We start from the raw sequence: 24,584 nt of genomic DNA, 5'->3' as shown, positions 1-24,584 counted from the left end.
TCGTCGGTCGTGGCCGCCCCGCAGGACCGCACGACGTCACTCGCCCCGTGGACGCCCGTCGGTGCGCCTGCCCGCCACGCGGCGGAGTACACACCGGGTCACATGTGGTGCGCACACGACCGTGCCCCGCCGTGATCACGGCGGGGCACGGGAGCCGGGGGCCGAGGGCTCGGCGGGCAGGGGCGGCTCGACCCGGCCGGCCGGCGGGTCAGGTGGACAGCGGGTCCAGGGCCATCGGCTCGATCCGGCCCTCCAGCATCGCGCCGAGACCCTGCACGGCGCACACGTCGGGCCGTTCCGCGATGTGCACCGGCATGCCCGTCGCCTGCCGCAGCATCTGGTCCAGGCCGGGCAGCAGGGCGCTGCCGCCGACCATCATGATGCCCCGGTCGGCCAGGTCGGCGACCAGGTCGGGCGGGCAGGCCCGCAGGACCTTGCCGATGCCGTCGAGGATGGCGGTGAGCGGCGTCTGGATGGCCTCCCGCACGGCGGCGGTGTCCACCTGGACCGAACGGGCCAGGCCGGTCGCGACGTCCCGGCCGTGGATCTCCGTGGACGCCGGCCCCTGCGGGGTCAGTCCGTTGCCGGACAGGGCCAGTTGCAGCGGCCGGACCGACTGGCTGGGCAGCATCAGCTCGTGCTGGTGGCGCAGGTGCTGCACGATCGCGTTGTCGACGGCGTCGCCCCCCACCGGGATGCGCTCGGCGGTGACGATCGCGCCGAGCGACAGCACCGCCACCTGGGTGGCCGCCGCCCCGCACACCATGATCATGGTCGCCTCGGGCTGCTCGACCGGCAGTCCGCAGCCGACGGCGGCGGCGATCAGCGTGTCGACGAGTTCGACGCGGCGGGCACCGAGCCCGACGAGCGTCTCGATCGCGGCGCGCTGGGCGAGCGGGTCGGCGTCGTGCGGGGTGCAGGCCGCGGCCCGCAGGATCGGCTTGCGGCGCAGCGCGCGGCGCATCTTGTCGCCGAGCAGGTGGCGCAGCATGCGCTGCGCCATCTCGATGTCGACGACGGTGCCTCCGGAGACGGGCCGGACCACCCGGATGTAGTGCGGGGTGCGGCCCGTCATCTTCTCCGCGAGTTCCCCGACCGCGATCAGGGCCCCGGTGCGCGTGTTCACGGCGGCGGCGGACGGCTGGTCCACGACGAGACCGGCGCCCTTGACGTAGACGCGGGTGCGGGCAGCTCCCAGATCGACGGCGAAGTGGCAGCGTCGCAACTGCTCCAGACTGGCGGTCATGGCAGGTCCTCCCGAGAGCACAGACCGTGGGGGGCCGCCAGGTGGCGGGCCTCGCTGGACGTCGGGCCGCCGAACGGCGTCCCTCTTTCGCATCGTGGGGGTGAGGGCACCGGCGCGCCTTCCGGAGAGGGCCGGGCGGGGCACCGCCGAACGGGCGTACCGGGCCCCGTCACCGTGACCCGGCGGCCTCCGGCAGGGCAGAGAGGGAGGTCACGGCCGTTTCGCAGCCGGCCTCGCGCAGCCCCCGTGCGTTCCGGGCGGCGGCCGGGGAGAACGGCCTGCCCGGCCGTCGACGCCGATCAGCAAGGACGGTTCCGGCGGCGGCGATCAGCTCCGCGGCGAGGGTGAGACGTGCACCGGACGTCAGGGGCCGACCGTGCCGCGGATCACCCCGAGTTCCACCAGGTCCTGCGGGCGGATGCGCAGCCGGTCCGCCGTCGGCTCCACCTCGCGCGGCGGCAGCTTGAGGATCGCCGCCGCCAGTTCCGGGGCGATCACCGAGAAGTAGCTGTCGGGCGTGGCCCAGGTGTTGCCGGGTGCGGCCAGGGCCAGGGCGCCGCCGGAGCCGCCCTCGCCGACGACCAGCGTGGTCACGGGGGTGCGGGCGGCCGCGACCGCGCCGAACAGCTCGGCGATCGCCGGGCCCGCGCCCTGCCGTTCCGCCTCGGCGTCGTTGGCGGCGCCCGGGGTGTCGACGAGCGTCAGCACCGGGATGCCGAGCCGGTCCGCCAACCGGACCAGCCGGGCCGCCGTGCGGTACCCGGCGGGCCGGGTCGCGGCCCCGGTCTGCGCGGCGTAGGCGACGGTGCGGCCCTCGTGCTCGCCGAAGCCGCACAGCATGCCGTCCGGGTCCGTGCCGCCGCAGCGGTCACCGCTGATCGCGACCCGGTCGGTGAAGTAGGCGTCCAGGTAGGCGGCGGCGCGCGGACGCCGGGAGGAGCGGGCGCGCCGGACGGCGTCCCAGCCCGTGGCGGGCAGCCCGGCCGAGTCGCCGAGCGCGCCGGGCGGCGGGGCGGGCACCCGGGACGGGCGCGTCAGCAGCCGCAGCCACCGCGCGAGCGTCCCGCGCAGCTCCTCCGGCGGGACGACGGCGTCCACCGCCCCGGCCGCGAGCTGCGCCTCGGCCGTGTACGCCGCGGGGTCGGCGTCCGCCGGGCGCACCCGGGAGCCGGCGAAGCCGACCTGGGCGCCGGGCAGCGCGAGCACCACGTCGGCGCCCGCCCCCAGGGTGGCCCAGCCGCCCCCGGTGGTCGGGTCGCGCACGACCGCCACCTGGGCGAGCCCGGCCTGCCGGGTGAGGGCCGACTGCCGGGCCACGCGCTGGAGCTGGGTCAGCGCGAGCATGCCCTCCTGCATCCGGCTGCCGCCGGTGGCGACCAGCGGCACGACCGGCAGCCGCCGCTCACGGGCCGAGGCGTACGCCGCCTCCAGCCGGTCGCCGGTGCGCTCGCCGAGGGAACCGCCGAGGAAGCCGAACTCGAACGCGATCAGCACCGCCCGGGTGCCGCCGACGCGGGCGACGCCGCACACCACGGACTCGTCCTCGCCGGTGCGCTCGGCGGCCCGGGAGCGCGAGGCGTCGTAGCCCGGCCAGCCGAGCGGGCCGTCGGGCCGGGACGGCCGGGCGGGGGAGGGGAGTTCGTCGAAGGTGGAGTCGTCGGCGAGGGCCGCCAGGACGCCGCGGGCGGACAGGCGGTCAGCCATCGGCCAGCGCCCGCTTCATGATCTTGCCCATGTCGTTGCGGGGCAGGGCGTCGAGGTACCGGACGACCCGGGGCCGCTTGTGCGGTGCGAGACGCTCCGCCACATGGCCGGCCACCTCCTCGGCGGACGGCGGCGACCCGGGGTCCGCCGGCACGATCCAGGCCACGATCCGCTCACCGAGGTCGGCGTCGGGTTCCCCGGTGACGGCCGCCTCCCGTACCCCGGGGTGTTCGAGAAGCGCGTTCTCGATCTCACCGGCGCCGATCTTGTAACCGCCGCTCTTGATCAGGTCGGTGGCCTTGCGGCCGACGATCCGGACGTAGCCGTCCGGGTCGCGCACCGCCATGTCGCCGGTGCGGAACCAGCCGTCGGCGGTGAAGGCGGCGGCGGTGGCGTCGGGGCGGTTGAGGTACTCGGAGAACAGGTTCGGGCCGCGCACCTGGATCTCACCGACGGTCTGCCCGTCGCGGGCGGTGATCTCCGTGTCGTCCTCCTCCACCAGCCGCAGCTCCACACCGCGCAGCGGCACCCCGACCGTGCCGGGCCGTGCCTCGCCGTCGGCGCGGACGCTGGTGTTCATCAGCGTCTCCGTCATGCCGTAGCGCTCGATCACCCGGCGGCCGGTCGCGGTCGCGATCCGGCCGTGGTCGTGCACGGGCAGCGCGGCGGACCCGGAGACCAGCAGCCGCGCCCCGGTCAGCGCCTTCACCAGGTCCGGGTCGCCGGTCACGGCCTCGGCGATGCGGTGGTACATCGTCGGCACGCCGAACAGCATGGTGGCGCCCGCGTTCAGCTCGCGGGTCACGCCCTGGGTGCTGAACCGGCCCAGGTGCCGCAGCGAGCCGCCGCGGCGCAGCGGGCCGAGGACGCCCAGGACCAGTCCGTGCACGTGGAACAGCGGCAGTCCGTGCACCAGGACGTCGTCGCCGGTCCACTGCCAGGCCTCGGCGAGCGCGTCCAGCGTGGCGGCGAGCGCCCGGCGGGGCAGGACGGCCCCCTTGGGCGGGCCGGTCGTGCCCGACGTGTAGACGACGAGCGCCGGGGCCTGCCCGGCGTGGTCGTCCACGGGGACGGGGCCGGTGGCGTGCACGTCGACGTCCACGCGGGTGAGGTCCCGCAGCGGAGCGGGCAGCTGGTCGTCCGGGGCCGTCAGCAGCAGGGCGGGCGCGCTGTCGGCCAGGATGTGCGCCAGCTCCCGGTCGCCCGACTTCGGGTTGAGCGGCACGGCCGGCACACCGGCCAGCAGCGCGGCGACGACGGCGACCGCCGTCTCCAGCGTGGGCGTCGCCCGGACGGCGACCCGCGAGGCCCCGCCGATACGGCCCGCCAGCGCTCCGGCCGCCGCGGCGAGCTGCGCGTAGGTCAGGGCCCGTTCACCGAACCGCAGGGCGGGCCGGTCGGCCGGGTCGTGGGTGAGGGCCGGGAAGAGAGGGGTCACGCTCGACGTCTCCTTGCTGTCGGGTGCCCGCCGGTCGCGGCGGGGTTCGCGGAGGCCGGCCCCGGCCCGCACGCCCACCACCGGGCCCACCACCACCGGGACGACACCCCCCACGATCCCTCCGTACACCAATGGCGCCCCGGAGAAACACCCGCACGGCGGCCGGTCCTGCCCCGCGCCACCGACGCCGGGTGCTGCCGGGCCGCGCGCCTGCCGCCCCCGCCGCCACCGGGCACGGCCGGGCCCGGTGCCCGGCCCGCACCGCGGTTGTTAGCCTGCGGCGGGAAGCGGATCGATCACCCGTACGAGGATGGAGTCGCCCGTGGCCGGCAGCCCGCGCATCGCGCTCGTCACCTACGACCCCGGCGGCGCACGGCACAAGGACCGGGACCTGCCGGTGCTCGTGGCGGCGCTGCGGGAGGGCGGCGCCGACGCCCGGGCCGTCGCCTGGGACGACCCGTCGGCCGACTGGGCCGGGTTCGACCTGGCCCTCATCCGCTCCACCTGGGACTACAGCTGGCGTGCCGCGGAGTTCACCGCCTGGGCCGAGGCCTGCGCGAAGGCGACGCGGCTGCTCAACCCGGTCGGTGTGGTGCGGTGGAACGCCGACAAGCGCTACCTCGGGCAGCTCGCGGACGCGGGGGTGCCCACCGTGCCCACCCGGTACGTCGCGCCCGGGGCCCCCGCCGAACTGCCCACCGGTCACGAGTACGTCGTGAAGCCCGCCTCGGGGGCCGGTGCCCGCTACGCCGGCCGCTACCCGGCCGGGGAGCGGGACGCCGCCCTGCGGCAGGTGGAGCGCATGCACGCCGAGGGGCTCACCGTGATGGTGCAGCCGTACCTGGCCGCCATCGACACCGAGGGCGAGCGGGCCCTGCAGTTCTTCGGCGGCCGGCTGCTGCACGCCAGTGTGAAGGGCGCCGTCCTCGCGCCGGGCACGGCGTACGACGCGGACAAGGTCGCCCACCCGGACCTGCGGCCCTGGCGGCCGTCGGCGGCCGAACTGGCCGTCGCCGAGCAGGCGCTGGCCGCCGCGCCGGGCGGCGCCGAGCTGCTGTACGCGCGCGTGGACCTGGTCACCGGCCCGGACGGGAGGCCGTGCGTGATGGAGCTGGAGCTGATCGAGCCGAACCTGTTCCTCGACCTGCACCCGCGGTCCGTGCCCCGGGTCGTCCGGGCGGTCCTGGCCGCCGCCGGCTGAGCGCCCCGGCGTGCGGTACGCCCGCTGAAGCGGCTTCTGGTGTAGTGGTGGGGCATGCCCTCCGCGCACCGGCCCCGGGCACCGCTGCTCGCGGTGTGCGCCGGGTACTTCATGGTGATCCTCGACGTCACGGTCATCAACGTCGCCGTGCCGGTGATCGGCCGGGAGCTGTCGGCCTCGCTGACCGGCATCCAGTGGATCACCGACGGCTACACCCTGGTCTTCGCCGGGTTCCTGCTCACGGGCGGTGCGCTGGGGGACCGGCTGGGCAACCGGCGGGTCTTCTGCGCCGGCGTCACGGTGTTCACGCTCGCGTCGGCCGCCTGCGCGCTCGCGCCCGGCACCGCCTTCCTCGTCGTGGCCCGTCTGGTGGAGGGGCTCGGCGCCGCGCTGATCGTGCCGGGCTCGCTGGCCCTGCTCCAGCAGGCCTATCCGGAACCGGCGGAGCGCTCCCGGGCCTTCGGGCTGTGGGGCGCGATGGCCGGGATCGCCGCCTCCGCCGGGCCGCTGCTGGGCGGGCTGCTGGTCTCCACGGTGGGCTGGCGCTCGGTGTTCCTGATCAACCTGCCCGTCGGCGCGGCCTGCCTCGCGCTGACCCTGCGGCACGTGGCCCGCTCGCCCCGCCGCCCCGACCGGCCCCTCGACCTGCCCGCGCAGGCCGCCGTCGTGGCGACGGTGGCCCTGCTGACCGGCTCCCTCAACGAGGCCGGGCGGCGGGGCTGGTCCGACCCGGCCGTCCTCGCCGGACTGGGCCTGGCCGTCTCGGCCGCGGCGGCCTTCGCCCTGCGCGAGCGCCTCGCCCGCTCCCCGCTGCTGCCCCTGGGGCTGCTGCGCTCCCGGGCGATGGGCGGCGGTGCCCTGATCGGCCTGCTGTTCAACTTCGGCTTCTACGGCATGGTGTTCACCGCCAGCCTGGAGTTCCAGCACCAGCGCGGCTACAGCGCCCTGGGCACCGGGCTGGCGCTGTTCCCGGCGGTGGCCATGACCATGTTCGCCTCCGTGCTGTCCGGCCGGCTCACCCGTCGCACGGGCGACCGGCCGCTGGTGGTCTCCGGCATGCTCCTGGCCGGCCTCGGCCTGGCCGGCTGGGCGGCCGCCGGTGCCGGGCCCGCGTACGCGCTGCTGGTCGTGCCCATGATGGCCGCGGGTTTCGGCACGTCCTTCGCGCTCACCGGCTCCACCGCCACCGTGATGGGCGCCGCGCCCGCGGCCCACGCGGGAGCAGCCTCCGCCCTGTTCAACACCTCCCGGCAGATCGGCAGCGCCACGGGTGTCGCCCTCGGCGGCAGCCTGCTCGCCTCCGCGGCGACCTACGGCACGGGGGTACGCACCAGCATGCTCGCCGGAGCCCTCGCCTACCTCGCCGCGGCCGCCCTGGCCTGGTGGTGCGTCCCCGCGAAGGCGCGGCGGCCCGCCGGGGCCTGACGCCCCGGGACCGCCGGGGCCGCTCAGGCCCGGGTGGCGACGGGCGACACCCGCTGGAGCAGGCCCCAGGTGAACTCGGCGACCACCTCCCGCGGTACGCCCCCGGCGTCCGGGGCGCTGAACGCCAGGCCCCAGCGGGTGGGTGCCGTGCCCTCCAGCGGACGGACCGGGGCGAACGCCCGGGCCGCCTCGTCGACCGTGCAGGACCAAGGCGTGAGATCGTCCAGGGCGCGCAGGGCGGGCCCGGGCGTGCCCGGCGCGCGGACCAGCCACTCGTTCCACACCGCGCCGGTCGGGGCGGTCAGCACCTCGAAGCGCAGGGACGGCCACAGCGGCACCGGCCACAGGTGGGCCTCGCAGTCGAGGTCGCCGATCCGGCGGGCGGCCCGGGACTCCGGCTCGCCCAGCACCCGGCGGTAGCGCGCCAGGGGCGCCCGGGAGCGCGGGGAGCGGACCATCGCCTGCCAGCGCCGGTTCGCCTCGCGCATCTCCGCGACGGACACGCCCAGCTCGCGGCGGGCGTCCTCGACCAGGCTGGGATTGTGGTCGGCCATGCGGCGCAGCAGCACCAGCTGGAAGTCGAGCGGGGTGAAGGGACTAGCGGGGTGTGTTCCGGAGGGCATGGGACCCATCGTCGCCGACCGGCGCGGGACCGGGGCGGCGGCCGTCGGGCAGGAACAGCACGGAGTTGACGTACCGCGGCCCGCGCAGCACGGACGAGGGCAGGACCCGGCGGAGCAGGCCGTGGGAGACGACGTAGGAGGCGGCCTCCTGGTGCTCCTCCAGCGGGAACGCGGCCAGCGGCACCCAGGTGTCGCCGGGCAGCACCCAGCCGTCGTAGCCCAGCAGGTTCAGATACGTCACCACGGGCGCGATCGGCTGGATGCGCGCCTCCAGCTCCACGAACAGGGCCGGGCGGTCGCGGGCCAGCAGACCGGTCGCCCCGCGCAGGACCGCCGGTTCGTTACCGTCCACGTCGATCTTGACGAAACCGACGTCGCGCAGGCCGAGTTCGTCCAGCGTCACGCAGGGCACGTCCAGGGCCCGGCCATGGATGTCCCGCCGGACCAGGGAGGACACCCCCCGGTCACCCGCGTCGTCCGCGGGCAGCCACAGGCGGGCGATGCCCGGCCGGTCGGAGGCCGCGGCCCGGATCACGCGGACGTTCGGCGGGGCCGCCGCGGTCAGCAGCCGGGCCAGCCGGGGCACCGGCTCGATCGTCACCACGTGCTCGGCGCGGGCGGCCAGCCGGTGCGTCCACGGCCCGTACCAGCCGCCGACGTCGACCGCCGTGCGGCAGCCCGGCGGGCACAGTTCGGCCAGCCGGGCCAGCTCCGGTTCGAACCGGGGGTACAGCGCCCGGGCGGTCGCGGCCACCAGGCGCGGGGGCAGGAAGGGCGCGAGCCGGGCCGCGACACCCGTCATGGCGCCATCCTCCTCAGGAGCGCCTCGTGCTCGTCGTCCGGCACCTGCTCGCCGGAGGACGGCAGCAACTGCGGGATGCCGTCCACGACCGGGTAGCGGCGGTGCAGGCGCGGGTTGTACAGCGCCTCCTGCTGCCCGGCCCGCGCGGGCAGCAGGTGCAGCGGGCCCTTGTCGAGCGGGCAGGCCAGGATCCTCAGCAGCGGGTCGTCGGGCTTCACGGTGATGCCAACTCCTTGGCCGGTTCGTGGGGTCGGGGAGCGGAGTCGTGCTTCGGGATGGTCAGCAGCACGGCCACCGCCAGCGCCGTGCCGGTCACCCGCAGGGCGAGCCGGAACGGCTCGTGCGGGAGGCCTTCGCCGAACGACAGGGTGCCGAGCACGGCCGTGAACAGGCTGGTCACGGTGGTGCACACCGGCACGATCAGGGAAGCCCGGCAGCGCTGGAGGGCCGCCTGCGACATCACCAGGCCGAACGCGCCGGTGAACAGCAGCAGGTAGGGGTACGGGGAGCCGAGCAGACCGACGACGGCGCCGCCGATCCCGTCGGCCGTCAGCCGCCCGGAGACGCCCTTGATCGCCAGGGAGCTGACGCCGTACAGCAGCCCCACGGCCACGCCGTACTCGACACCGGTCGTGGGGCGCCGGTGCCGGTTGCGGGCGCGCCGCTCGGCGGAGCCGTACAGCAGCACCCCGGCCGCCAGCGACGGCACGCACACCGCCAGGACCAGCGGGTAGGGGGCGTCCTGCCCGACGGTGTCGGTGTCCTGCCGCAGCGACAGCACCACCATCAGCAGGGCGAGCAGGATCCCGCCCAGCGCGTACCGTTCCCGGCCGGTCGTCTCCTCCCCGAGCAGCCGGGACGACAGCAGCACCAGCAGCACCAGGCCGGAGACGAAGATGCCCTGGGCGGCGGCGATCGGCAGGGTGCGGTAGACGACGAGCTGGGCGGCGAACCCGGCGGCGAGGGCGAGACAACCGCCGATCCACAGGGGGCTGCCGACGACGAGGCGCAGCAGCCGGGCCGGGCGGCGGATGCTGACCTCCGGCAAGGAGGTCAGCGCCCGTTTCTCCAGCACGAAACCCAGGCTGTACAGGGTGTTCGCGAGCAGGGCCGCGGCCACTCCCCACCACACGGGCTACGACCTTCGCGCGTGCAGCAGCAGGATCGAGGCGAGCTGCGGCCGCAGGCACGCCAGCCGGTCCAGCGGGCGCAGCGGGCGCGGCACCCCGTGGAAGGGGGCGCCCTCCAGCCGGACCACGTCGAACCCGCTGGCGGCGACGAACTCCCGCAGCGCGCGCGGGGTGTACAGCCGCAGGTGCCCCACGACCTCCCTGCCCGGGCGGCCGTGCACGCGCCGCAGGCTGACCTCCGAGAAGACGGGCTGCACCCCGGCCAGCAGCAGGGCCCGGTTGTACCAGGCGGCCAGGTTCGGCGTGGAGAGCATCAGATGGCCGCCGGGGCGCAGGATCCGGCGGATCTCGTCCAGCGCCGCGTCCGGGTCGACGAGGTGCTCGACGACCTCGCTGAACAGCACCGCGTCCGCCGACCCGGAGGCGAACGGCAGCCCCCCGCCGGTGAGTTCCCCGCGCACGGCGTAGGGGATGCGGGTGCGGGCGCGCCGCAGGGCGTCCTGGGACCAGTCGACGCCGACGACGCGGTGACCGGGCAGGAGCGGGGCGGCGGTGGCCGCGGCGGTGCCGTCGCCGCAGCCGATGTCGAGGACGGTCCGCGGCCCACGGGCGCCGGCCGGGCCGAGGGCCCGGGCCAGCATGCGCGCCTGCCGGAGGCTGCGCGGGGTGCCGGAGGCGACGGGGACGGCGGGGTTCTCGTAGAAGTCGCGCAGCTCGCGCGGCGGGGGTCCGGTGGTCGTGGTCACGCGGTCACCTCCGTGGTGTGCAGGTAGTGCGCGAACAGCGCGCGCAGCCGGTCGCCGTCGCCGTCCCCGAGCAGCGCCGTCGACCAGCGCAGCGCCAGGTGGAGACGGCCCGCCGTGGAGGCGGTGGTCACGGTCAGGCCGCGGGGCATGCGGGCGGGCGCCGAGAACCAGACGGCGTGGGCGCGGCCCGCCTCCGCGCCGAAGTCCAGGGGGTAGGGGATACGGCCGATGTTGCTGAGCAGGGTCGTCGACGTCCAGGGCGCGGCGGCCCGACGCAGGCCCCGGGTGAGGGCGGCCCGGACGGTGACGGGCGCCCAGGGGGCGGTGAGCAGGGCGGCCCCGTGGCCCAATTGGGGGCGGGGCTGCGCCTTGAGCGCCCGGGTGCGCTCGGCGGTGCGGCGCAGCAGGCCGGCCATGGCGCCGCCGTCGAGTTCCCCCGGCACGAAGGGCACGTCGACCAGGCGGGTGCCGTTGCCGATCGGCATGGAGGCGTCGCGGGGGCGGTCGTCCACCGGCATGGTGATGCGCAGCGGGCGGGGCCGGGCCCCGCGCTCCCGGTTCCAGTGCGCGACGGTCAGGGCGGTGGTGACCATGAGCTGGTCGTTGACGGTGTACGGGGAGCCCTGGGGGCGGTGGGGCAGCGGCAGTTCGGTGACGAGCAGGCCGTTGCCGCGCCGGTCGCCGGGCGTGCCCGGGGCCACCCGTGCCGGGGGCGCCAGGCCGGCCCGGGTGTCGGGGGCGGTCCGCGGGGGTTCGGCGGGGCGGACCGGGGGCGCGGCGGGGGCGTTGTCCCTGCCTCCGTACAGTTCCGCGGCCGTCGCGAGGACGCGCAGGCAGGCCGGGCCGTCCAGGGCGGTGTGGTTCACGGTCAGCAGCAGCACCGAGCCGACCACCTCCAGCCGGACCGGCGGGGACAGGGACAGCGGCGGGGCCGCGGACAGCGCCCGGGTCCGGGCGTCGCGCAGCGCGTGCGGTCCCGGCGGGGCGAAGGTCACCGCCTCCGTGTCGGGGGCGCGCGTCAGCTCCCACTCGTAGCGGCGCCGGTACCAGGGCCCGGGTGCCTCGCGCATCAGGATGCGCGGGTGGCGGTGCAGGGCCTCCAGGAACGCCTTGCGCAGGCGTGCCCCGTCGAGGGGGCCGGGCAGGTGGACCTCGATGTGGACGGTCTCCGGCTCCTCCTGCTGAAGGCAGTGCCGGGAGACCTCGTCCACCACCGGGAACGGGATGCGCACCGGTGCCGTCACGCGGTTCCGCCCTTCCCCGTGCCCGTCCTCGGCAGCGGCCGGGTCGGCGCCTCGGCGGGCGGCCGTTCGCGCAGGCCCACCAGTGCCGCGAACAGACCGGTGAGGGCGAGGAACTGGGCGACGTGCCCGAAGGCTCCCCCGCCCGCGCCGACCGGTTCCCCGGCGCCGAACGCCGCGGCGACGCCCGCGCCGGCGAGAGCGGTGAACGCGATCGGCACCAGCAGCGCGGGCCGGCGCGCCGCGAGCAGGGCCAGCGCCGGGACCAGCAGCGCGAGCCATCCGGCGATCACGACGCCCACCGCTGTCAGGGCGACCACGCCGAGCCACAGGCCGGGTGGCGGCGCAACGCGCTGCGGAGCGTCGGGGTCGGGGGCGCGGCGGCGCCAGAGGGCCAGGCCCAGCAGGGCCGCGATGCCCACGCCGCTGCCGATCAGCCCGGCGTCGTAGGTCGCGGCCGGCTCGTAGGACAGCTCGACCGTGCCGCCCGCCCCGGCCGGGACGCGCCAGCCCTGCTGCCAGCCGTCCAGCCGCACAGGGGTCAGCTCCTCGCCGTTCAGGGTGGCCCGCCAGCCGTCGTTGGCGTTCTCGTACGTCGTCAGGTACGCGGCCGCGCCGGAGCCGACCGTCACCTCGCGCCGGTCGCCCAGCCAGTCCCGGACACGCAGGTCACGCCCGGCGGAGGCAGGCTCGGCGACCGTGCCGCGGGTCAGGGTCACGTCCGTCAGCGCGAGCGGGCCGGCGTCGCCGCCCTCCAGCCGGTGCTCGCCCGCCGCCAGCCGCACCTCCGCCTCGCCGCGGCCCTTCTGGCACAGCGTCACCCGCACGCCCCGCCGCTCCACGAGGTCCCGCACGGTGCCCTGCACGCGGGTCGGGTACAGCTCGTCGTCCAGCGCCACCTCCGGGCCCTTGCCGCACGGCAGGGAGAAGGCCCGGCCGCCGTCGGGCTGCGGGGTGCGGTACCGGTCGAGGGACGGGACGTACGCCTCGGTGAGCCCCACGGGCAGGCGCAGCTTCTCGTCGGCGACGGGGTTGTGCAGGGTCAGCGGGGCCGTCCCGGTGACCGTGATGTCGAGCCGGTCGGTGGTGATGGCCGGGAAGCGCACCCAGCCGTTCTCGTCGACGCCGGCGATCGCGGCGCCGTCCGGTGAGCCGATCTCCACCTTCGTGGCGCGGCTGGACAGGCCGCCCGCGGGGGCCAGGACCAGCTCGCCGACCGGCTGCTTGCCCGGCCAGCGCAGGTGGATCGTCGGCCGGTCGCCCGCGATCCACGCCGTCGTCAGGTCCCCGTCGGTGAGGTTGCGGGCCGCGACGCCCGCGCCCAGGCGGGCCGTGGAGTCGGCGGTGGCCACGATCCGGGCCCGCTGCCCGGGCGCCACCTCGTAGAGCAGTTCGTCCAGCGCCGCGCCCGGTACCGGAATCGCGCTCGCCCGCACCTCGTACGTCCCGGCCTGCGCGGTGGTGAAGCGGCGGTGCAGCCCCGTCTCGGTGCCGGTCGGGGACAGGCCCGTCGGATCGGAGGCGCGGTGCAGGGACACGACCGTGGCGTCCGCGCGGGCCCGGTCCGCGTCGGCCGGCAGCCGCAGCAGCCGGGTCACCCGCACGTCCGGCAGCGTGATCTCGGAGAAGCCCGCACCGGTCAGCCCGGGGCGCCGCTCCGCCGCGTCCAGGATCGTCAGCCTCATCCACGTCGTCGCGCCCCGGGGCGCCTTGATCCGCTGCGGCTCGCCGTTGGGCCGCAGGAAGCTGGTCCGCTCGCCCTCGGCGGTCTCCACGCGCACCTTCGTGGCCGCCGCCCGCACGTTCTCCTGCGGCAGCGGCGCGACCTCGAAGGAGGACGGCATGGCGTACGGGCCGGTGAAGTCGATGCGCAGCCACTGCCCGTCCGGCGTGTCCGGCGCGCCCTCGGCCCACGCGGTGCGCGGGTCGCCGTCGAAGGCGTTGACGGGGTCGTACTGCGGCAGGTGGAACAGCCAGTTGCCGTACGAGGACGCCGACACCGCGCGGGCGCCGCGCAGTTCGGCCACCGTCTGGTGCTCCACGCCCTCGGTGGGCAGGATCTGGCGCGGCTTCTCACCCGGGTCCTGGAGGGCGCCGGACGCGTTGCGCTCGTCGCGGGTGTACGTGTACGAGGTGCCCGCGTTGACCAGCCCGAAGCGGGTGTCGGCCCGCCGCATCCCGTCGCCCACCACCTGCACGGCCGGGGCCCCGAGCCCCGGGTGGGCGTCGCCGGTGAGGACCGCGGCCCGGCCGCGCAGCCGCTGCGCCAGCGGCAGCAGCGCCTCCGGCCCGCCGGACACCGCCGCCGTGCCGGCGACCGGCAGGAGCCCCGCCTGCCCGGGCCGGACGACGTCCGGGCCGGCCGGGCGGTAGATCTCCACGGCCCGCTGCCTCGGGTACAGCCCCTCCACCTGGAGCGGCGCGTCCCGGGCGATCCGGCCGCCCGTCATCACCGGCCCCAGCCCCGTCACCCGCTCGTACCCGGACTGCTCCAGGGTGCGCTTGACGGTCGCGGTCGGCACGTGGCCGATCTGGTCGGGGTCGAGGTCGTTGCGCACCACGACGTAGTACAGCCCCGCCCGGCTCAGGTAGTCGGCCAGCCCCGGCACCTGGGCCCCGGTCGTCAGCGCCTGCTCGACGGCGTCCATCGCGCGCCGGTTGCCGGGCGTGCCGAACGGGACGTAGTCGCGCTGCGCCCAGCGCGAGTCGGCGAGGACGTCGAGCGGCTGGTCGATGGGGGAGCCCCACGTGTAGACGCCGTGCGCGGTCGCCGGGACGACCAGGGCCCGCGCGTCGGGTGAGTACCTCTCCAGCCAGTCGGCCGTGGCCTGCCAGTAGGCGGGCAGCTTCGGGAACGAACCCGGGTTGAGGATCGAGCCGTTGAGGTACGGCCACAGCAGCCCCGGCAGGACCAGGACGGCCGCGGCCAGCGGCGCGAGACGCCGGCCGCGCACCGGCCGGGCCCCGCGCGGCTCGGCGGCCACCGCGGTCAGGTGGGCCAGCCCCAGCACGAGCGCGAGCGCCGGGCCGGTCTGGAACTTGTAGATGTTCCGGAACGGCGACAGCCACCCGTCCAGCCAGTCCTGCACCACCCCGTGGAACGGCGCCCCGAACGCCCCGCCGTACCCGGCGAGCAGCACCAGCGCCGCCACGAGCACCGTCAGCACCAGCCAGCGCCGCTCGGGCATGTCCCGCCGGGCGAGCCCCGCGAGGCCCAGCCCGGCGGCCAGGGCCGAGCACACGATCACGAGCACGGACGAGGCCACGGTCCAGCCGGCGGGCAGCCAGGCCTCACCCAGGTGCAGGTAGGCCACCCAGTTCCCGGCCCCGCGCAGGGCCTCGGTGGCCGACATGGTGTCCGTTGTGGTCCGCGCGGTCTCTATGTAGGGGAGGAAGTTCTCGCCGTGGACGCCCAGCAGCAGCAGGGGCACCCACCACCAGGCCGTCACCACGAGCACCGCCGGAACCCACCAGGCGATGAGCTTCCGCTGCCGGGGCCCCGGCGGACGGGACAGCAGGTACAGCCCGGCGGGCAGCAGCGAGGCCAGCGTCGCCGACGCGTTCACCCCGCCCATGAACGGCACGAGCAGCGCCGAGCGCAGCGCCGCGACCCGGGCGGTGTACCGCTCGTCGGCCAGGGGCAGCAGCACCCACGGCAGGAACGCGCCGGGCAGCGCGGCGGCCGACGTCGAGCCGATGACGGTGGTGAACACCGGCCACAGCGCGTACGCCGCGGCCCCGAGCAGCCGGGACGCCCCGCTGCCCACACGCAGCCGCTCGGCCAGCCGCAGCGCGCCCCAGAACGCGACCGACACGATCAGCGACATCCACAGCCGCTCGGCCAGCCACACCGGCAGCCGCACCAGGTCGCACAGCCAGTGGAACGGCAGCATCGGCCAGAGGTAGCCGACGTACTGGTCCTGGATGCCGCCGAACCCCGCCCGGTCGTGCCACAGCCGGCCCAGGTCACCGAGGAACCGGCCCGGGTCCGTGGTCACCCCGAGCTTGGTGTCGAAGGTCTGCCGCCCGGGCCGCACCGCGAGGAACAGCACGAACGCCACGGCCCAGAAGCCCAGCAGCCAGCGTCGCGACCGCGGGCCCTCGGGAGGGCCGGCCGCGGCCGCGGTACGGGGGGCGGCTGCCGGGGGAGGAGCCTGGACCGTGGTCGTCATGTAGGACACCGCCGCAGAATGAGAAGGAGGTTCCAGGTGGCGAACTCGCGGATTCCGGGCGCCTTGACGACGGCCTCCGCGAGGAAGGGCCAGTAGCGGGAGCGCGCCGAGACGACCGTGACGTCGTCCCGGGCCCGCACCTGACGCAGGGTCGAGCCGATGTGCACCGCGAAGAGGTTCTCGCCGAGCGTGTGCTTGGCGGGCCTGCCGGTGCGCCGCAGGTGGCGGGCCCGGGCCCGTTCGGCGCCCAGGTAGTGCCACGGGGCCCACTCGTGCCCGCCCCACGGCGACAGCCAGTTGGTGAAGGAGACGTAGATCAGCCCGCCGGGCCGGGTCACCCGGGCCAGCTCGCTGAGGAACGTCCCCGGGTCGGCGACGTGCTCCAGCACGTTCGACGAGAAGGTGACGTCCGCGACGCCGTCGCGCAGCGGCAGCAGGTACCCGTCGGCGACGACGGCCGGGCCGGGCGGCTGCTCGCCCAGTTCGGCCGGGTCCGGCTCGAAGAGGAACGCGTGCGCGCCGCGCCGCCGGAACTCCTCGGTGAAGTACCCGCTGCCGCCGCCGACGTCCACGACGGTCCGCCCGGCGACCGGCCCGTCGTACGCCTCGACCTGGTCGGCGGCGTCCCGGGCGAGCAGCGCGTAGCACGCCGCGGGGTCGTCCTGCTCGTGCAGGAACGCACGGAACAGGGCGAGGGACCGCCGCAGCGAGGGATCCCTCCACCCAGCCGCCCCGGAGGGGACCCGGCCGGTGCTGGACGGGTCCGGGGTCGCGCCGGGCGGGTCCGGGGGAGTCTGCGGGGAGCGTGGGGACGCGGGTGGAGCGCCGGGGCGCACCCCGCCGTGTCCGGTGCGTACACGTGACACCGCGTCAGCGACGCGGCGCAGGGGCGACGTCACGGCGTCCAGCTCCGCACCGCCTCCGCGGCCACCACCCGGAACTGCCGTACCGTCCGGTCCCACCGGAACTGCGCGGCCCGCTCCCGGGCGGCCTTGCCCATCAGCTCCCGCCGCTCCGCCGACAGGGCCAGCGCGCACCAGGCCGCGGCGAACGACGACTCGCCGCGGGCGAGGACACCGGTCTCGCCGTCGACCACGGAGTCCTTCAGTCCGGGCACGTCGAAGGTCACGCTCGGCGTCTGCCGGGCCGCCGCCTCCGTCACGACCAGCCCCCACCCCTCCACGGCGGACGGGTGCAGCAGCAGCCAGGCGGCGCACAGCAGCCGGTGCTTCTCGGCCTCGGAGACGTACCCGGTGAACTCCACACCGGGACCGGCCAGGCGCTGCAACCGCTCCCGCTCGGGGCCGTCGCCGACGATCACCAGCCGTCCGCCGGTCACCGGCCGCACCCGTTCCCACAGGCGCAGCAGCAGATCGATCCGCTTGTACTCGACCAGCCGCCCGACGGCGACGAACAGCGGCTCCGGTGAGCGCCCGGCGCCGGGCCCCGGCTCCTCCACGCCGTTGTGCACGACCCGGATCCGCTCCCGCGCGACCCCGATCGCCCGCAGGGCGTGCGCCGTCGAGGACGACACCGCCACCAGCAGGTTGCGCTGCCGCGCCCCGGCCAGCGCCCAGTGCTCGAGTCTTCGGCCCAGTCGGGCCGCCGGGGCCAGCGGCCCGCCGAAACGCATCGCCCACAGGTCGGTGTGGACGTGGTTGACCAGGGTCAGGGTCGGCCCGCGGTGCCACAGCGGGGCCAGGTAGGGCATGCCGTTGCAGACCTCGACCAGCAGGTCGCACTCGCCGGCCTGCCGGGCGAACGCCGAACGGGCCCGCAGGTAGTGGCCGTAGGGGCCGCCCGCCGACACGACGCGGTAGTCGCGGAAGGACGCGGGGCCGCCGCACAGCAGGGTCACCTGGTGGCCCAGGCGGGTCAGGCCGTCGGCGAGCCGGTCGACCAGCAGCTCGGAGCCGCCGGCCGAGGGATTGTCCAGATCGCGGTGGGCGAGGAAGACGATCCGGCGCGGCTGTGGGGGGAGCGCCGGAGGGTGCTGCGGCCCGCCGGAGAGCGCGGTGCGCAGCTGGGACGGCACGTGCTGGGGCATGGGTGCTCCAACTCGTCTCGGAGTGCGGAACTCAGCGTGGGGAAGACGTGGGGGATGGGGTGAGGGGGGTGGGGTGGTGAGTCACGGGGGGTCGGCCTGTGAGGGGCCTGAGCGCTTTCCAGGAGGGGAGTGTGGACGGTCTGTGCTCGGGGTGGGGTGGGACAGTTTTCGCCCGGACGTTCGCCACGGCTACTCACCGACGTGACAATTTCCGCCCTTGTCGACGCTGACGTCACATCACTTTGTGAGGGAGGGCTGGGGCGAAGGGTGCGTATCGGACGGAACGGGCTGCTCCGGCTCCTTCCGCCCACGCACCACCAGAACGCCGCCCGCCACCGCGAGCAGCAGCCCGGCGATCCCGGCGCCGATCGGCAACGTGGTCCCCAAGAGGTGGAGTTGTCCGCTGTCCCGCTTCGCCTGCCGCACGGCCTCCCGCTGCGTGGCGGGGGTGAAGGCGACCTTCTCGCTGTCCAGCAGCACCGCCGCGTCCTTCTTCCCGCCCGGTGCCCGCAGGGTGCGCCGCGGCCCGGTCTGCGCGTACAGCACACGTCCGGTGGCCTGGTCGACGACCAGCACGAACCCGTGGTTGGAGTACCACTCCTCGGCCAGGACCTGCGGGCGCTGCGGCCGCCCGACGAGACTGCCCGGCACCATGCGGGTCCCGGTCCTGGTCGGCTGCACGGAGCCGGTGAACCTGTAGCCCGTGTAGCCCTGCACCTTCTCGGTGCCGCGGTAGCGCAGCACGACCGTGTCCCCGAGGGTGTTGTCCCACCACTGGTAGGAGCGTTTCTGCACGTCGAAGGGGAACTTCAGATAGGCCTCGCCCTCGATGTGGGGCTTCTCCCCGCAGCAGTGCACGGGCCGGGTCGTCCTGCGGTCCATCACCCAGCGGTGCGGCACGAAGTCCAGCGCGTCGTGCGGATCCGCGGCCGGCAGCGACGTGTCGGTGTCGACGGTGGTCGTCACGTCCCAGACGGCGTTGCCGCTGCGTTCGCTGTCCTCGACGTCGCCCCGGACGCGCTGGGTTACGGTGATCCGCCGGTCGGGGACCGTCTCGATCCGGTCGGTGTCGAAAACACTGCCCCGGCCGGTGTAGACGGCGGTGGTGTCGATGTCGATCGGGTTCACCGCGGCACGCGGCTGCACGTACCAGGCCAGCAGGGGCGCCAGCACCAGCAGGAACGTGCCGAGACCCAGCAGGACCAGGGAGAACGGGGAGGTTGTACGGCGCATCCGGGCACTCCAGTGGCTTGGGACGGCTCGACGTACGAGAGGACCGGCACGGCGGCGGAAATGCGCGCGTGCGGTTGGGCCGGGAACCGTAGGCCGCTCTTGACGGGGTGTCAATGCTTGTCGAGACTGGGCGCGACAGCAGGGACGGGGCGCCGGGGTGGGGCGACCTCCGGACGATCTCCGGGCGAATCCGGGACAGAGAGGCTGACCCTGCGATGTCCAGACTGCTCGCTGCCGCGCTGACCGTAGCGCTCGCCGCCGCCCTCGCCGTGGGGGCCGCGCTGGGCGTGGTCGCGCTGCTCGAAGCCACCCCCGACCAGCCGAACACGCCCCTGATCACGTACGAGCGGACCGGGCAGGGGAGTTGACCGATGACGGCCGCCCGCACCGGAACCGTCACCACCCGCTCGGCCTGGCACGACGTACCGCGCCTCCAGGTGCGCCGGTTCGCCGCGACCGTCATGGCCGAGGCACCCGGGCTCGCCGAGGAGATCCTCCGCGAGATTCAGCGCGAGTACCCGCACCTGCCCGTCGTCCTCGACGACTCCGGCGAGCCGATGGCCCTGATCGGCATCCGCCGGGCCATCGAGGTCTTCGTCCAGCACCTGGAGCGCTCCGAGGGCCGCCCCACCGTCCCGCCCGGCGTCTTCCAGGACTTCGGCCGCGGCGAGGGACTCAACGGCCGCTCCCTGGACTCCCTCCAGGCGATCTACCGCATGGGCGTACGCATGGCCTGGCGCCGCTTCGCCGACATCGGGCAGCGCGTGCAGATCCCGCCCCCGGCGATGTACGAACTCGTCGACGCCGGCTACGAGTACCTCGACGGCCTGGTCGACCAGTCCGTGCGCGGCTACGCCGAGGCGGCGGCCCGCCAGGCCGGTGAACGCCTGCGGCTCCAGCGCCGCCTCATGGAACTGCTGCTGGCCGAGCACCACCGGGGCGACCCCACCGAGGCCTTCGCCGAACGGGCCGCCCGCATCGGCTGGCCCGTGCCGGGGAAGGTCGCGGTCGGTGTCCTGCTGCGCCCGGCCCGCGAGGCCATGGCCCCCGCGGTGGGCCAGGGCGTCCTGCTCGACATGGAGTACGAGCAGCCCCGCATGGTCGTCCCCGAGCCGGACGCGGCCGGCCGCCCCGAGCTGCTGCACCGGGCCCTGGCCGGCTGGTCCGGCGCGATCGGCCCGCCGGTCCCGCTGGCCGACGCGGCGAAGTCGCTGCGCTGGGCGGAGGCCGCGGTCCGCCTCATGGAACGCGACCTGCTCCCCTCCGGGGAGGTCCTGCACTGCACCGAGCACACCGAGGCCCTCGTCCTCCTCCAGCCCGAGGAACTGATCGACGACCTGGCCCTGCGCTGCCTGGCCCCCCTGGCCCACTGCGGCCCCACCCACGGCCGCCGCCTCGCCGAGACCCTGCTGGCCTGGCTGGAGACCCGCGGCGGCGCCCCCGAGGTCGCAGCCCGCCTGGGCGTCCACCCGCAGACGGTCCGCTACCGGCTGCGCCAGATCCGCGAACTGTGGGGCGACGAGATCGACGACCCGGACCGCCGCTTCGAACTCGAACTGGTCCTGCGCGCCCACCGCCTGAGGGGAGAACTGGGGGTACCCCGCGGGCGGCGGTGACCGGGGCCGGGGACCACCATGAGGCCCACCGGCCCCCGGCCGTCACACCCCCACCCGCTCCTTCACCACCGCCCGCCCGGGGACCGGGGCGTCGACGTGCACGACCACCGACGTGTAGAAGCGGTGCACCGCGTCGTCGACGCTGCGGATGAAGCCGGACTCGGCGCTGCCGCGGCCGCTGCCCATGCCCTTGAAGAGGGACAGGCGGAAACCGGTGATGCGGGCGCCGTCCTTCGGCAGCAGGTCCGCGGGCTCGGGCCGCAGCCGTTCCAGGGTGCCGCGGGGACCGCCCGTCTCGCCCTCCACCAGCGTCTCCACGTGCAGGTCGGCCGGAGCCTCGGCCAGCCGGCGGATCAGCCGCTTGGCCCAGGTGAGCGGATACCCCTGCTCGGGCGCCGGGATCTCCACGGAGGTGCGCAGCTTGGCCGTGCGCAGATCGGCGCACACGGCCAGCAGCCCGGGCGCGCCCTCGACCCGCAACTCCGCTTGCAGCCTGCCCTCCAGACACAGCTGGTCCGCGAGCCGCGCACGGCGGGCGCCGGGGTCGGTGCCGCGCCGGGTGCGCTGGGCGGGCAGCACCTTCTGGCCGAGTTCACCGCCGAGGCGCAGGCAGACCTGACGGATCAGCCGCTCCCAGCTCTCGACGACCTCCATGGCACGTGGATCGCCCTGGCAGAGCGTCTCGTCGCTGATGCCGTTGCGTACGGGGACCCAGGCCGAGCCCATGTTCTGGAATCCGTGGCAACCGGAGTTCTCGTGTTGCAGGTAGTGCAGGAGATCCTGCAGCAACCAAGTGCGCGCGGCGTTTCCGACTCCCTCATGACGAATCAGCATCTGCGCTTGATGAGCCACTTCGGCCCACGACAGGTGCCAGAGAGCTACCTGGTGCTTGCGACGCCGATCGATCTTCACGTCGACCAGCGGCCGGCCCTCCAGTGCCACGTCGTTGGACAGCGTGATCACGGCTTCGTAGCCACGCCTGGCGGCGATGTCCATGTACGCCTGGACCTGGTCGGACTTGAGAGGGTTGCCGTTCGTCTTGGTCTCGACGAGGGCCGTCCACAGCTTCCCGGCACGCTCCACGCGGATGACGCCGTCGGGGCGCCGAGGGCTGTCCCCGTGCGGCAGCGACACCTCGGTGAAGGTCTCCATGCGGCCGGAGGGTGCTCCGAAGGGAGCGGTGATCCGCCTGCCGAACCGAGGCACCTGAGCCATCACCGACAACAGCACGGAAGTCGAGCGCATCTCCCGGTCCCGGTCGCTCTTGAGGGCCGAGACCGGGAAGAGCCGGGCCTGCTTCCAGGACTCGTTCTCGGCCAGGCTCTTCACAGGCGCTCGGGGCAGCGTGACCTTCTTCTTCGCGGTCCGCGGCCGGGCGGCGCGCTTCTTCGGGGCCGTCTCCGCGTCGGCGGGCGGCCGCGGCGCGGGGACGGCCTCGAGGACCGTGCGCGGCGCGGCGCCGGAGTCGGCCGCGGCGGCCGTCTCCTCCCCGTCCACCGTCGCGGCCTCCGCCTCCGTCTCCGCGTCCGCCTCCGCCTCCGCGTCCGCCTGCGCCGCGTCGTCCTCGATGTCCACGCCGAAGTCCGTGGCCAGTCCGGCGAGCCCACTCTCGTAGCCCTGTCCGACGGCCCGGAACTTCCACTCCTCGCCCCTTCGGTACAGCTCGCCGAAGATGATCGCACTGACCTCGCCCGCGTCCTCGACGACGAACCGCAGCAGCGCCTCGCCCACCGCGTCGGCCAGCGTCACGCGCAGATCGTCCAACTCGCCGAAGCGCGCCGTCCCGTAGCGGCTGGCCGCGACGACGATCCGTTCCACGCCGGCCGGGACCGCGGTCAGGTCGAAACTGATCCGGTCCTCGCTGCCGTCTCCCGTCGGCTCCTTGCCGAGCAGCTGCACGCTGCCGTCGGCGGCCACCGGGTTGTTGTAGAAGTAGAAGTCGGTGTCGCCGCGGACCTTGCCGTCGGCGCCGAGCAGCAGCACCGACACGTCGGCGTCGCCCTGACCGCTCGGGCTGGACCAGCCGAGGCTGACGATCGCGGAACCGACGTTCTCACTCAGGGCCGACAACGACACGTTCGAGCCCATGGTCATCTCACGCACAGGAAACCCCCCACCTCTGCGGCACATGTGACGTGCCGCACAGCGGCACTTTAATGTGCAGGACACGTACTCGTGGGGTGCTCGGGGTCTTTCGGGCCCTCGGCCCCCGGGCCATTGCCCGGCTCTACCTCTATGGCTAGCCTGTGTTCGTCATGCCGATCGCCTGTTGAAATATCGAACGCGGGCGCCGAGACACAGGGAGGGGGCCGGTCGTGGGACGCCTCGTACCAGCAGTGACCCGGGCTCTCGACATTCTGGAGCTCTTCCTCGACGGGGACGGGACGCTCTCCGCCCCCGACATCGTGCGCAGGCTGCAACTGCCGCGCACCACCGTGCACGAGCTGGTCACCACGCTCGCCGCGCGCAAGTACATCGTGCCCGTGCCCGGCCAGCCGGGACGCTACCGGCTCGGCGTGCGCCCGTACCAGCTCGGCGCCCGCTACGCCGAGCAGCTCGATCTGGCCGCCGAGGGGCAGCAGGTCGCCCGGTCCGTCGCCGAGACCTGCGACGAGACCGTGCACGTGGCGATCCTCGAGGACACCGACGTCATCTACATCGCCAAGGTCGACTCCACGCACGCCGTGCGGATGGTGTCGGCGGCCGGCCGCCGCCTGCCCGCGCACTGCACGTCCGTCGGCAAGATGCTGCTGGCCTCCCTCCCCGACGCCGAGCTGGCCGCGCGCATCCCGGACGGCGCCGAGCTGGCGGCGATGACGCCCAACAGCATCACCGATCCCGCGGCGCTGCGCGAGGCCCTGGCCGGGATCCGGGAGCGGGGCATCGCCGTGGAGAGCCGCGAGTCCAACCCGGACGTCTCCTGCGTCGCCGCGCCGGTCCGCGACCGCACCGGGCAGGTCGTCGCCGCGCTGTCCATCTCCGTGCCGATGATCCGCTGGAGCGAGGAGCGCCGCGCCGAACTGGAGCAGCTGGCCGCCAAGGGCGCCGCCGAGCTGTCCGAGCACCTCGGGCACCGGAGCGTGGCATGAGGACCCCCTGCGAGGTCGCCGTGCGCGCCGAGTCCGAGCTGGGCGAGGGCCCGACCTGGGACGCGGCGGCCGGCCGGCTGCTGTGGCTCGACGTCCTCGGCTGCCGCGTGCACACGTACGACCCGGCCACCGGACGGCGCACGACCCGCCGCACCGACCAGCACGTGGGTGCGGTCAAGCCGCGTGCCGGCGGCGGGCTGGTGCTCAACCTCCGTGACGGGATCGGCCTCCTCGACCCCGAGGAGGACGGCACCGGCGGCGGCTTCCGCTGGCTGCGCCGCGAGCCCGTCCCCGGCCGCCGGGCCAACGACGCCGCCGTGGCGCCCGACGGCTCCCTGTGGGCCGGGACCATGCGCTACGACGAGGCGCCGGGCGGCGGGACGCTGTCCCGCGTCACCGGCGACGGCTCGGCCGAGACCGTGCTGGACGACGTCACCGTCAGCAACGGCACCGGGTGGAGCCCCGACGGGCGGCTGATGTACTACATCGACACCCCCACCCGGCGCGTGGACGTCTTCGACCACGTGGACGGGCGGGTGTCCGGACGCCGGACGCTGGCCGAGATCGAGGAGGGCGCCGGCTTCCCCGACGGGCTCACCGTGGACGCCGACGGCTGCGTGTGGGTCGCGCTGTGGCAGGGCGCGGCGGTCCGGCGCTACACGCCCGACGGACGGCTGGACCGGGTGGTCGACCTGCCGGTGCCCCTGGTGACGGCCTGCGCCTTCGGCGGGGCCGGGCTGGGCGACCTGTACGTCACGACCGCGCGCACCGGGCTCACCGACCCGCCCGCCCTGGCGGGTTCGCTGTTCGTGGTGCCCGGCGCCGGCCGGGGCCTGCCCCAGCCGGCGTTCGCCGGCTGAGGGAGCCTCCG

At 75.3% G+C, this 24,584-nt stretch carries 20 protein-coding genes; 6 read left to right on the top strand and 14 right to left on the bottom strand.

Annotated elements, in window-relative coordinates:
- Positions 1–208 precede the first annotated feature (208 nt).
- From ACZ6ZN_RS10225 to ACZ6ZN_RS10215, 3 genes are all read right to left on the bottom strand, one after another.
- The gene (locus tag ACZ6ZN_RS10225; protein WP_469644840.1) at positions 209–1,246 is read right to left on the bottom strand and encodes a rod shape-determining protein; all 1,038 of its coding nucleotides are present in this window, start codon (positions 1,244–1,246) and stop codon (positions 209–211) included.
- A gap of 363 nt (positions 1,247–1,609) precedes the next feature.
- Positions 1,610–2,950, bottom strand: a complete 1,341-nt coding sequence (locus ACZ6ZN_RS10220) for a carboxyl transferase domain-containing protein (protein WP_469644838.1) — start codon at positions 2,948–2,950, stop codon at positions 1,610–1,612.
- A complete protein-coding gene (locus ACZ6ZN_RS10215) occupies positions 2,943–4,388 on the bottom strand; it encodes an acyl-CoA synthetase (RefSeq protein WP_469645656.1) in 1,446 nt (481 codons plus the stop codon). The genes ACZ6ZN_RS10220 and ACZ6ZN_RS10215 overlap by 8 nt, the downstream gene beginning before the upstream one ends.
- A 310-nt stretch (positions 4,389–4,698) precedes the next feature.
- On the opposite strand from ACZ6ZN_RS10215, the gene ACZ6ZN_RS10210 reads away from it, so the two are divergent.
- Together ACZ6ZN_RS10210 and ACZ6ZN_RS10205 are read left to right on the top strand one after the other, a co-directional pair.
- Complete coding sequence (locus ACZ6ZN_RS10210) at positions 4,699–5,589, top strand: ATP-grasp domain-containing protein (RefSeq protein WP_469644836.1); 891 nt, start codon at positions 4,699–4,701, stop codon at positions 5,587–5,589.
- A 54-nt stretch (positions 5,590–5,643) separates the two neighbouring features.
- Positions 5,644–7,014, top strand: coding sequence for an MFS transporter (locus ACZ6ZN_RS10205; protein ID WP_469644834.1), 1,371 nt, complete (start codon positions 5,644–5,646; stop codon positions 7,012–7,014).
- Positions 7,015–7,037: 23 nt separating this feature from the next.
- Here the strand turns inward: ACZ6ZN_RS10205 and ACZ6ZN_RS10200 are convergent, their stop codons facing one another.
- The 10 genes from ACZ6ZN_RS10200 to pgfA all read right to left on the bottom strand — a co-directional run bounded on the left by ACZ6ZN_RS10200 (position 7,038) and on the right by pgfA (position 19,008).
- On the bottom strand, positions 7,038–7,646 hold the full coding sequence (locus tag ACZ6ZN_RS10200; RefSeq protein WP_469644831.1) for a hypothetical protein: 609 nt from the start codon (positions 7,644–7,646) through the stop codon (positions 7,038–7,040).
- A complete protein-coding gene (locus ACZ6ZN_RS10195) occupies positions 7,612–8,439 on the bottom strand; it encodes an FkbM family methyltransferase (RefSeq protein ID WP_451877134.1) in 828 nt (275 codons plus the stop codon). The genes ACZ6ZN_RS10200 and ACZ6ZN_RS10195 overlap by 35 nt, the downstream gene beginning before the upstream one ends.
- On the bottom strand, positions 8,436–8,657 hold the full coding sequence (locus ACZ6ZN_RS10190; RefSeq protein WP_469644826.1) for a Trm112 family protein: 222 nt from the start codon (positions 8,655–8,657) through the stop codon (positions 8,436–8,438). Before ACZ6ZN_RS10190 ends, ACZ6ZN_RS10195 begins: the two co-directional genes overlap by 4 nt.
- The gene (locus ACZ6ZN_RS10185) at positions 8,654–9,559 is read right to left on the bottom strand and encodes a hypothetical protein (protein WP_469645654.1); all 906 of its coding nucleotides are present in this window, start codon (positions 9,557–9,559) and stop codon (positions 8,654–8,656) included. The genes ACZ6ZN_RS10190 and ACZ6ZN_RS10185 overlap by 4 nt, the downstream gene beginning before the upstream one ends.
- Before the next feature lie 15 nt (positions 9,560–9,574).
- Positions 9,575–10,315, bottom strand: a complete 741-nt coding sequence (locus ACZ6ZN_RS10180) for a class I SAM-dependent methyltransferase (RefSeq protein WP_398111426.1) — start codon at positions 10,313–10,315, stop codon at positions 9,575–9,577.
- The gene (locus tag ACZ6ZN_RS10175) at positions 10,312–11,559 is read right to left on the bottom strand and encodes a condensation protein (protein ID WP_451877132.1); all 1,248 of its coding nucleotides are present in this window, start codon (positions 11,557–11,559) and stop codon (positions 10,312–10,314) included. The genes ACZ6ZN_RS10180 and ACZ6ZN_RS10175 overlap by 4 nt, the downstream gene beginning before the upstream one ends.
- Positions 11,556–15,728 carry an alpha-(1->3)-arabinofuranosyltransferase domain-containing protein gene (locus tag ACZ6ZN_RS10170; RefSeq protein WP_469644822.1) on the bottom strand — a complete coding sequence of 1,391 codons (4,173 nt, stop codon included), beginning with the start codon at positions 15,726–15,728 and terminating at the stop codon, positions 11,556–11,558. Before ACZ6ZN_RS10170 ends, ACZ6ZN_RS10175 begins: the two co-directional genes overlap by 4 nt.
- Positions 15,725–16,435 carry a class I SAM-dependent methyltransferase gene (locus ACZ6ZN_RS10165; RefSeq protein WP_451877202.1) on the bottom strand — a complete coding sequence of 237 codons (711 nt, stop codon included), beginning with the start codon at positions 16,433–16,435 and terminating at the stop codon, positions 15,725–15,727. Before ACZ6ZN_RS10165 ends, ACZ6ZN_RS10170 begins: the two co-directional genes overlap by 4 nt.
- 188 nt (positions 16,436–16,623) lie before the next feature.
- Positions 16,624–17,775, bottom strand: coding sequence for a glycosyltransferase family 4 protein (locus ACZ6ZN_RS10160; protein ID WP_469644821.1), 1,152 nt, complete (start codon positions 17,773–17,775; stop codon positions 16,624–16,626).
- A gap of 237 nt (positions 17,776–18,012) precedes the next feature.
- Entirely contained in the window at positions 18,013–19,008 is a 996-nt protein-coding gene (gene pgfA, locus ACZ6ZN_RS10155) for a cell envelope lipid trafficking protein PgfA (protein WP_469644818.1), read from the bottom strand.
- 215 nt (positions 19,009–19,223) lie between these two features.
- Between pgfA and ACZ6ZN_RS10150 the strand changes: the two genes are divergently transcribed.
- Together ACZ6ZN_RS10150 and ACZ6ZN_RS10145 are read left to right on the top strand one after the other, a co-directional pair.
- Positions 19,224–19,376 carry a hypothetical protein gene (locus ACZ6ZN_RS10150; protein WP_199825679.1) on the top strand — a complete coding sequence of 51 codons (153 nt, stop codon included), beginning with the start codon at positions 19,224–19,226 and terminating at the stop codon, positions 19,374–19,376.
- Positions 19,377–19,379: 3 nt separating this feature from the next.
- Positions 19,380–20,624: a PucR family transcriptional regulator gene (locus ACZ6ZN_RS10145; protein WP_398111421.1), complete on the top strand. Its 1,245-nt coding sequence runs from the start codon at positions 19,380–19,382 to the stop codon at positions 20,622–20,624.
- A gap of 42 nt (positions 20,625–20,666) precedes the next feature.
- On the opposite strand, the gene ACZ6ZN_RS10140 is transcribed toward ACZ6ZN_RS10145, so the two are convergent.
- Positions 20,667–22,718, bottom strand: coding sequence for a TerD family protein (locus ACZ6ZN_RS10140; RefSeq protein WP_469645652.1), 2,052 nt, complete (start codon positions 22,716–22,718; stop codon positions 20,667–20,669).
- A 221-nt stretch (positions 22,719–22,939) separates the two neighbouring features.
- Between ACZ6ZN_RS10140 and ACZ6ZN_RS10135 the strand changes: the two genes are divergently transcribed.
- Both ACZ6ZN_RS10135 and ACZ6ZN_RS10130 read left to right on the top strand, forming a co-directional pair.
- The gene (locus ACZ6ZN_RS10135; protein ID WP_398111420.1) at positions 22,940–23,713 is read left to right on the top strand and encodes an IclR family transcriptional regulator; all 774 of its coding nucleotides are present in this window, start codon (positions 22,940–22,942) and stop codon (positions 23,711–23,713) included.
- Positions 23,710–24,573: an SMP-30/gluconolactonase/LRE family protein gene (locus tag ACZ6ZN_RS10130; protein WP_469644813.1), complete on the top strand. Its 864-nt coding sequence runs from the start codon at positions 23,710–23,712 to the stop codon at positions 24,571–24,573. Before ACZ6ZN_RS10135 ends, ACZ6ZN_RS10130 begins: the two co-directional genes overlap by 4 nt.
- Positions 24,574–24,584: the final 11 nt, after the last annotated feature.

The organism is Streptomyces sp. NPDC053665 (assembly GCF_055585285.1).
Note: the sequence above shows the minus strand (reverse complement) of the source record. Positions and strands in the feature narration are given on the sequence as shown.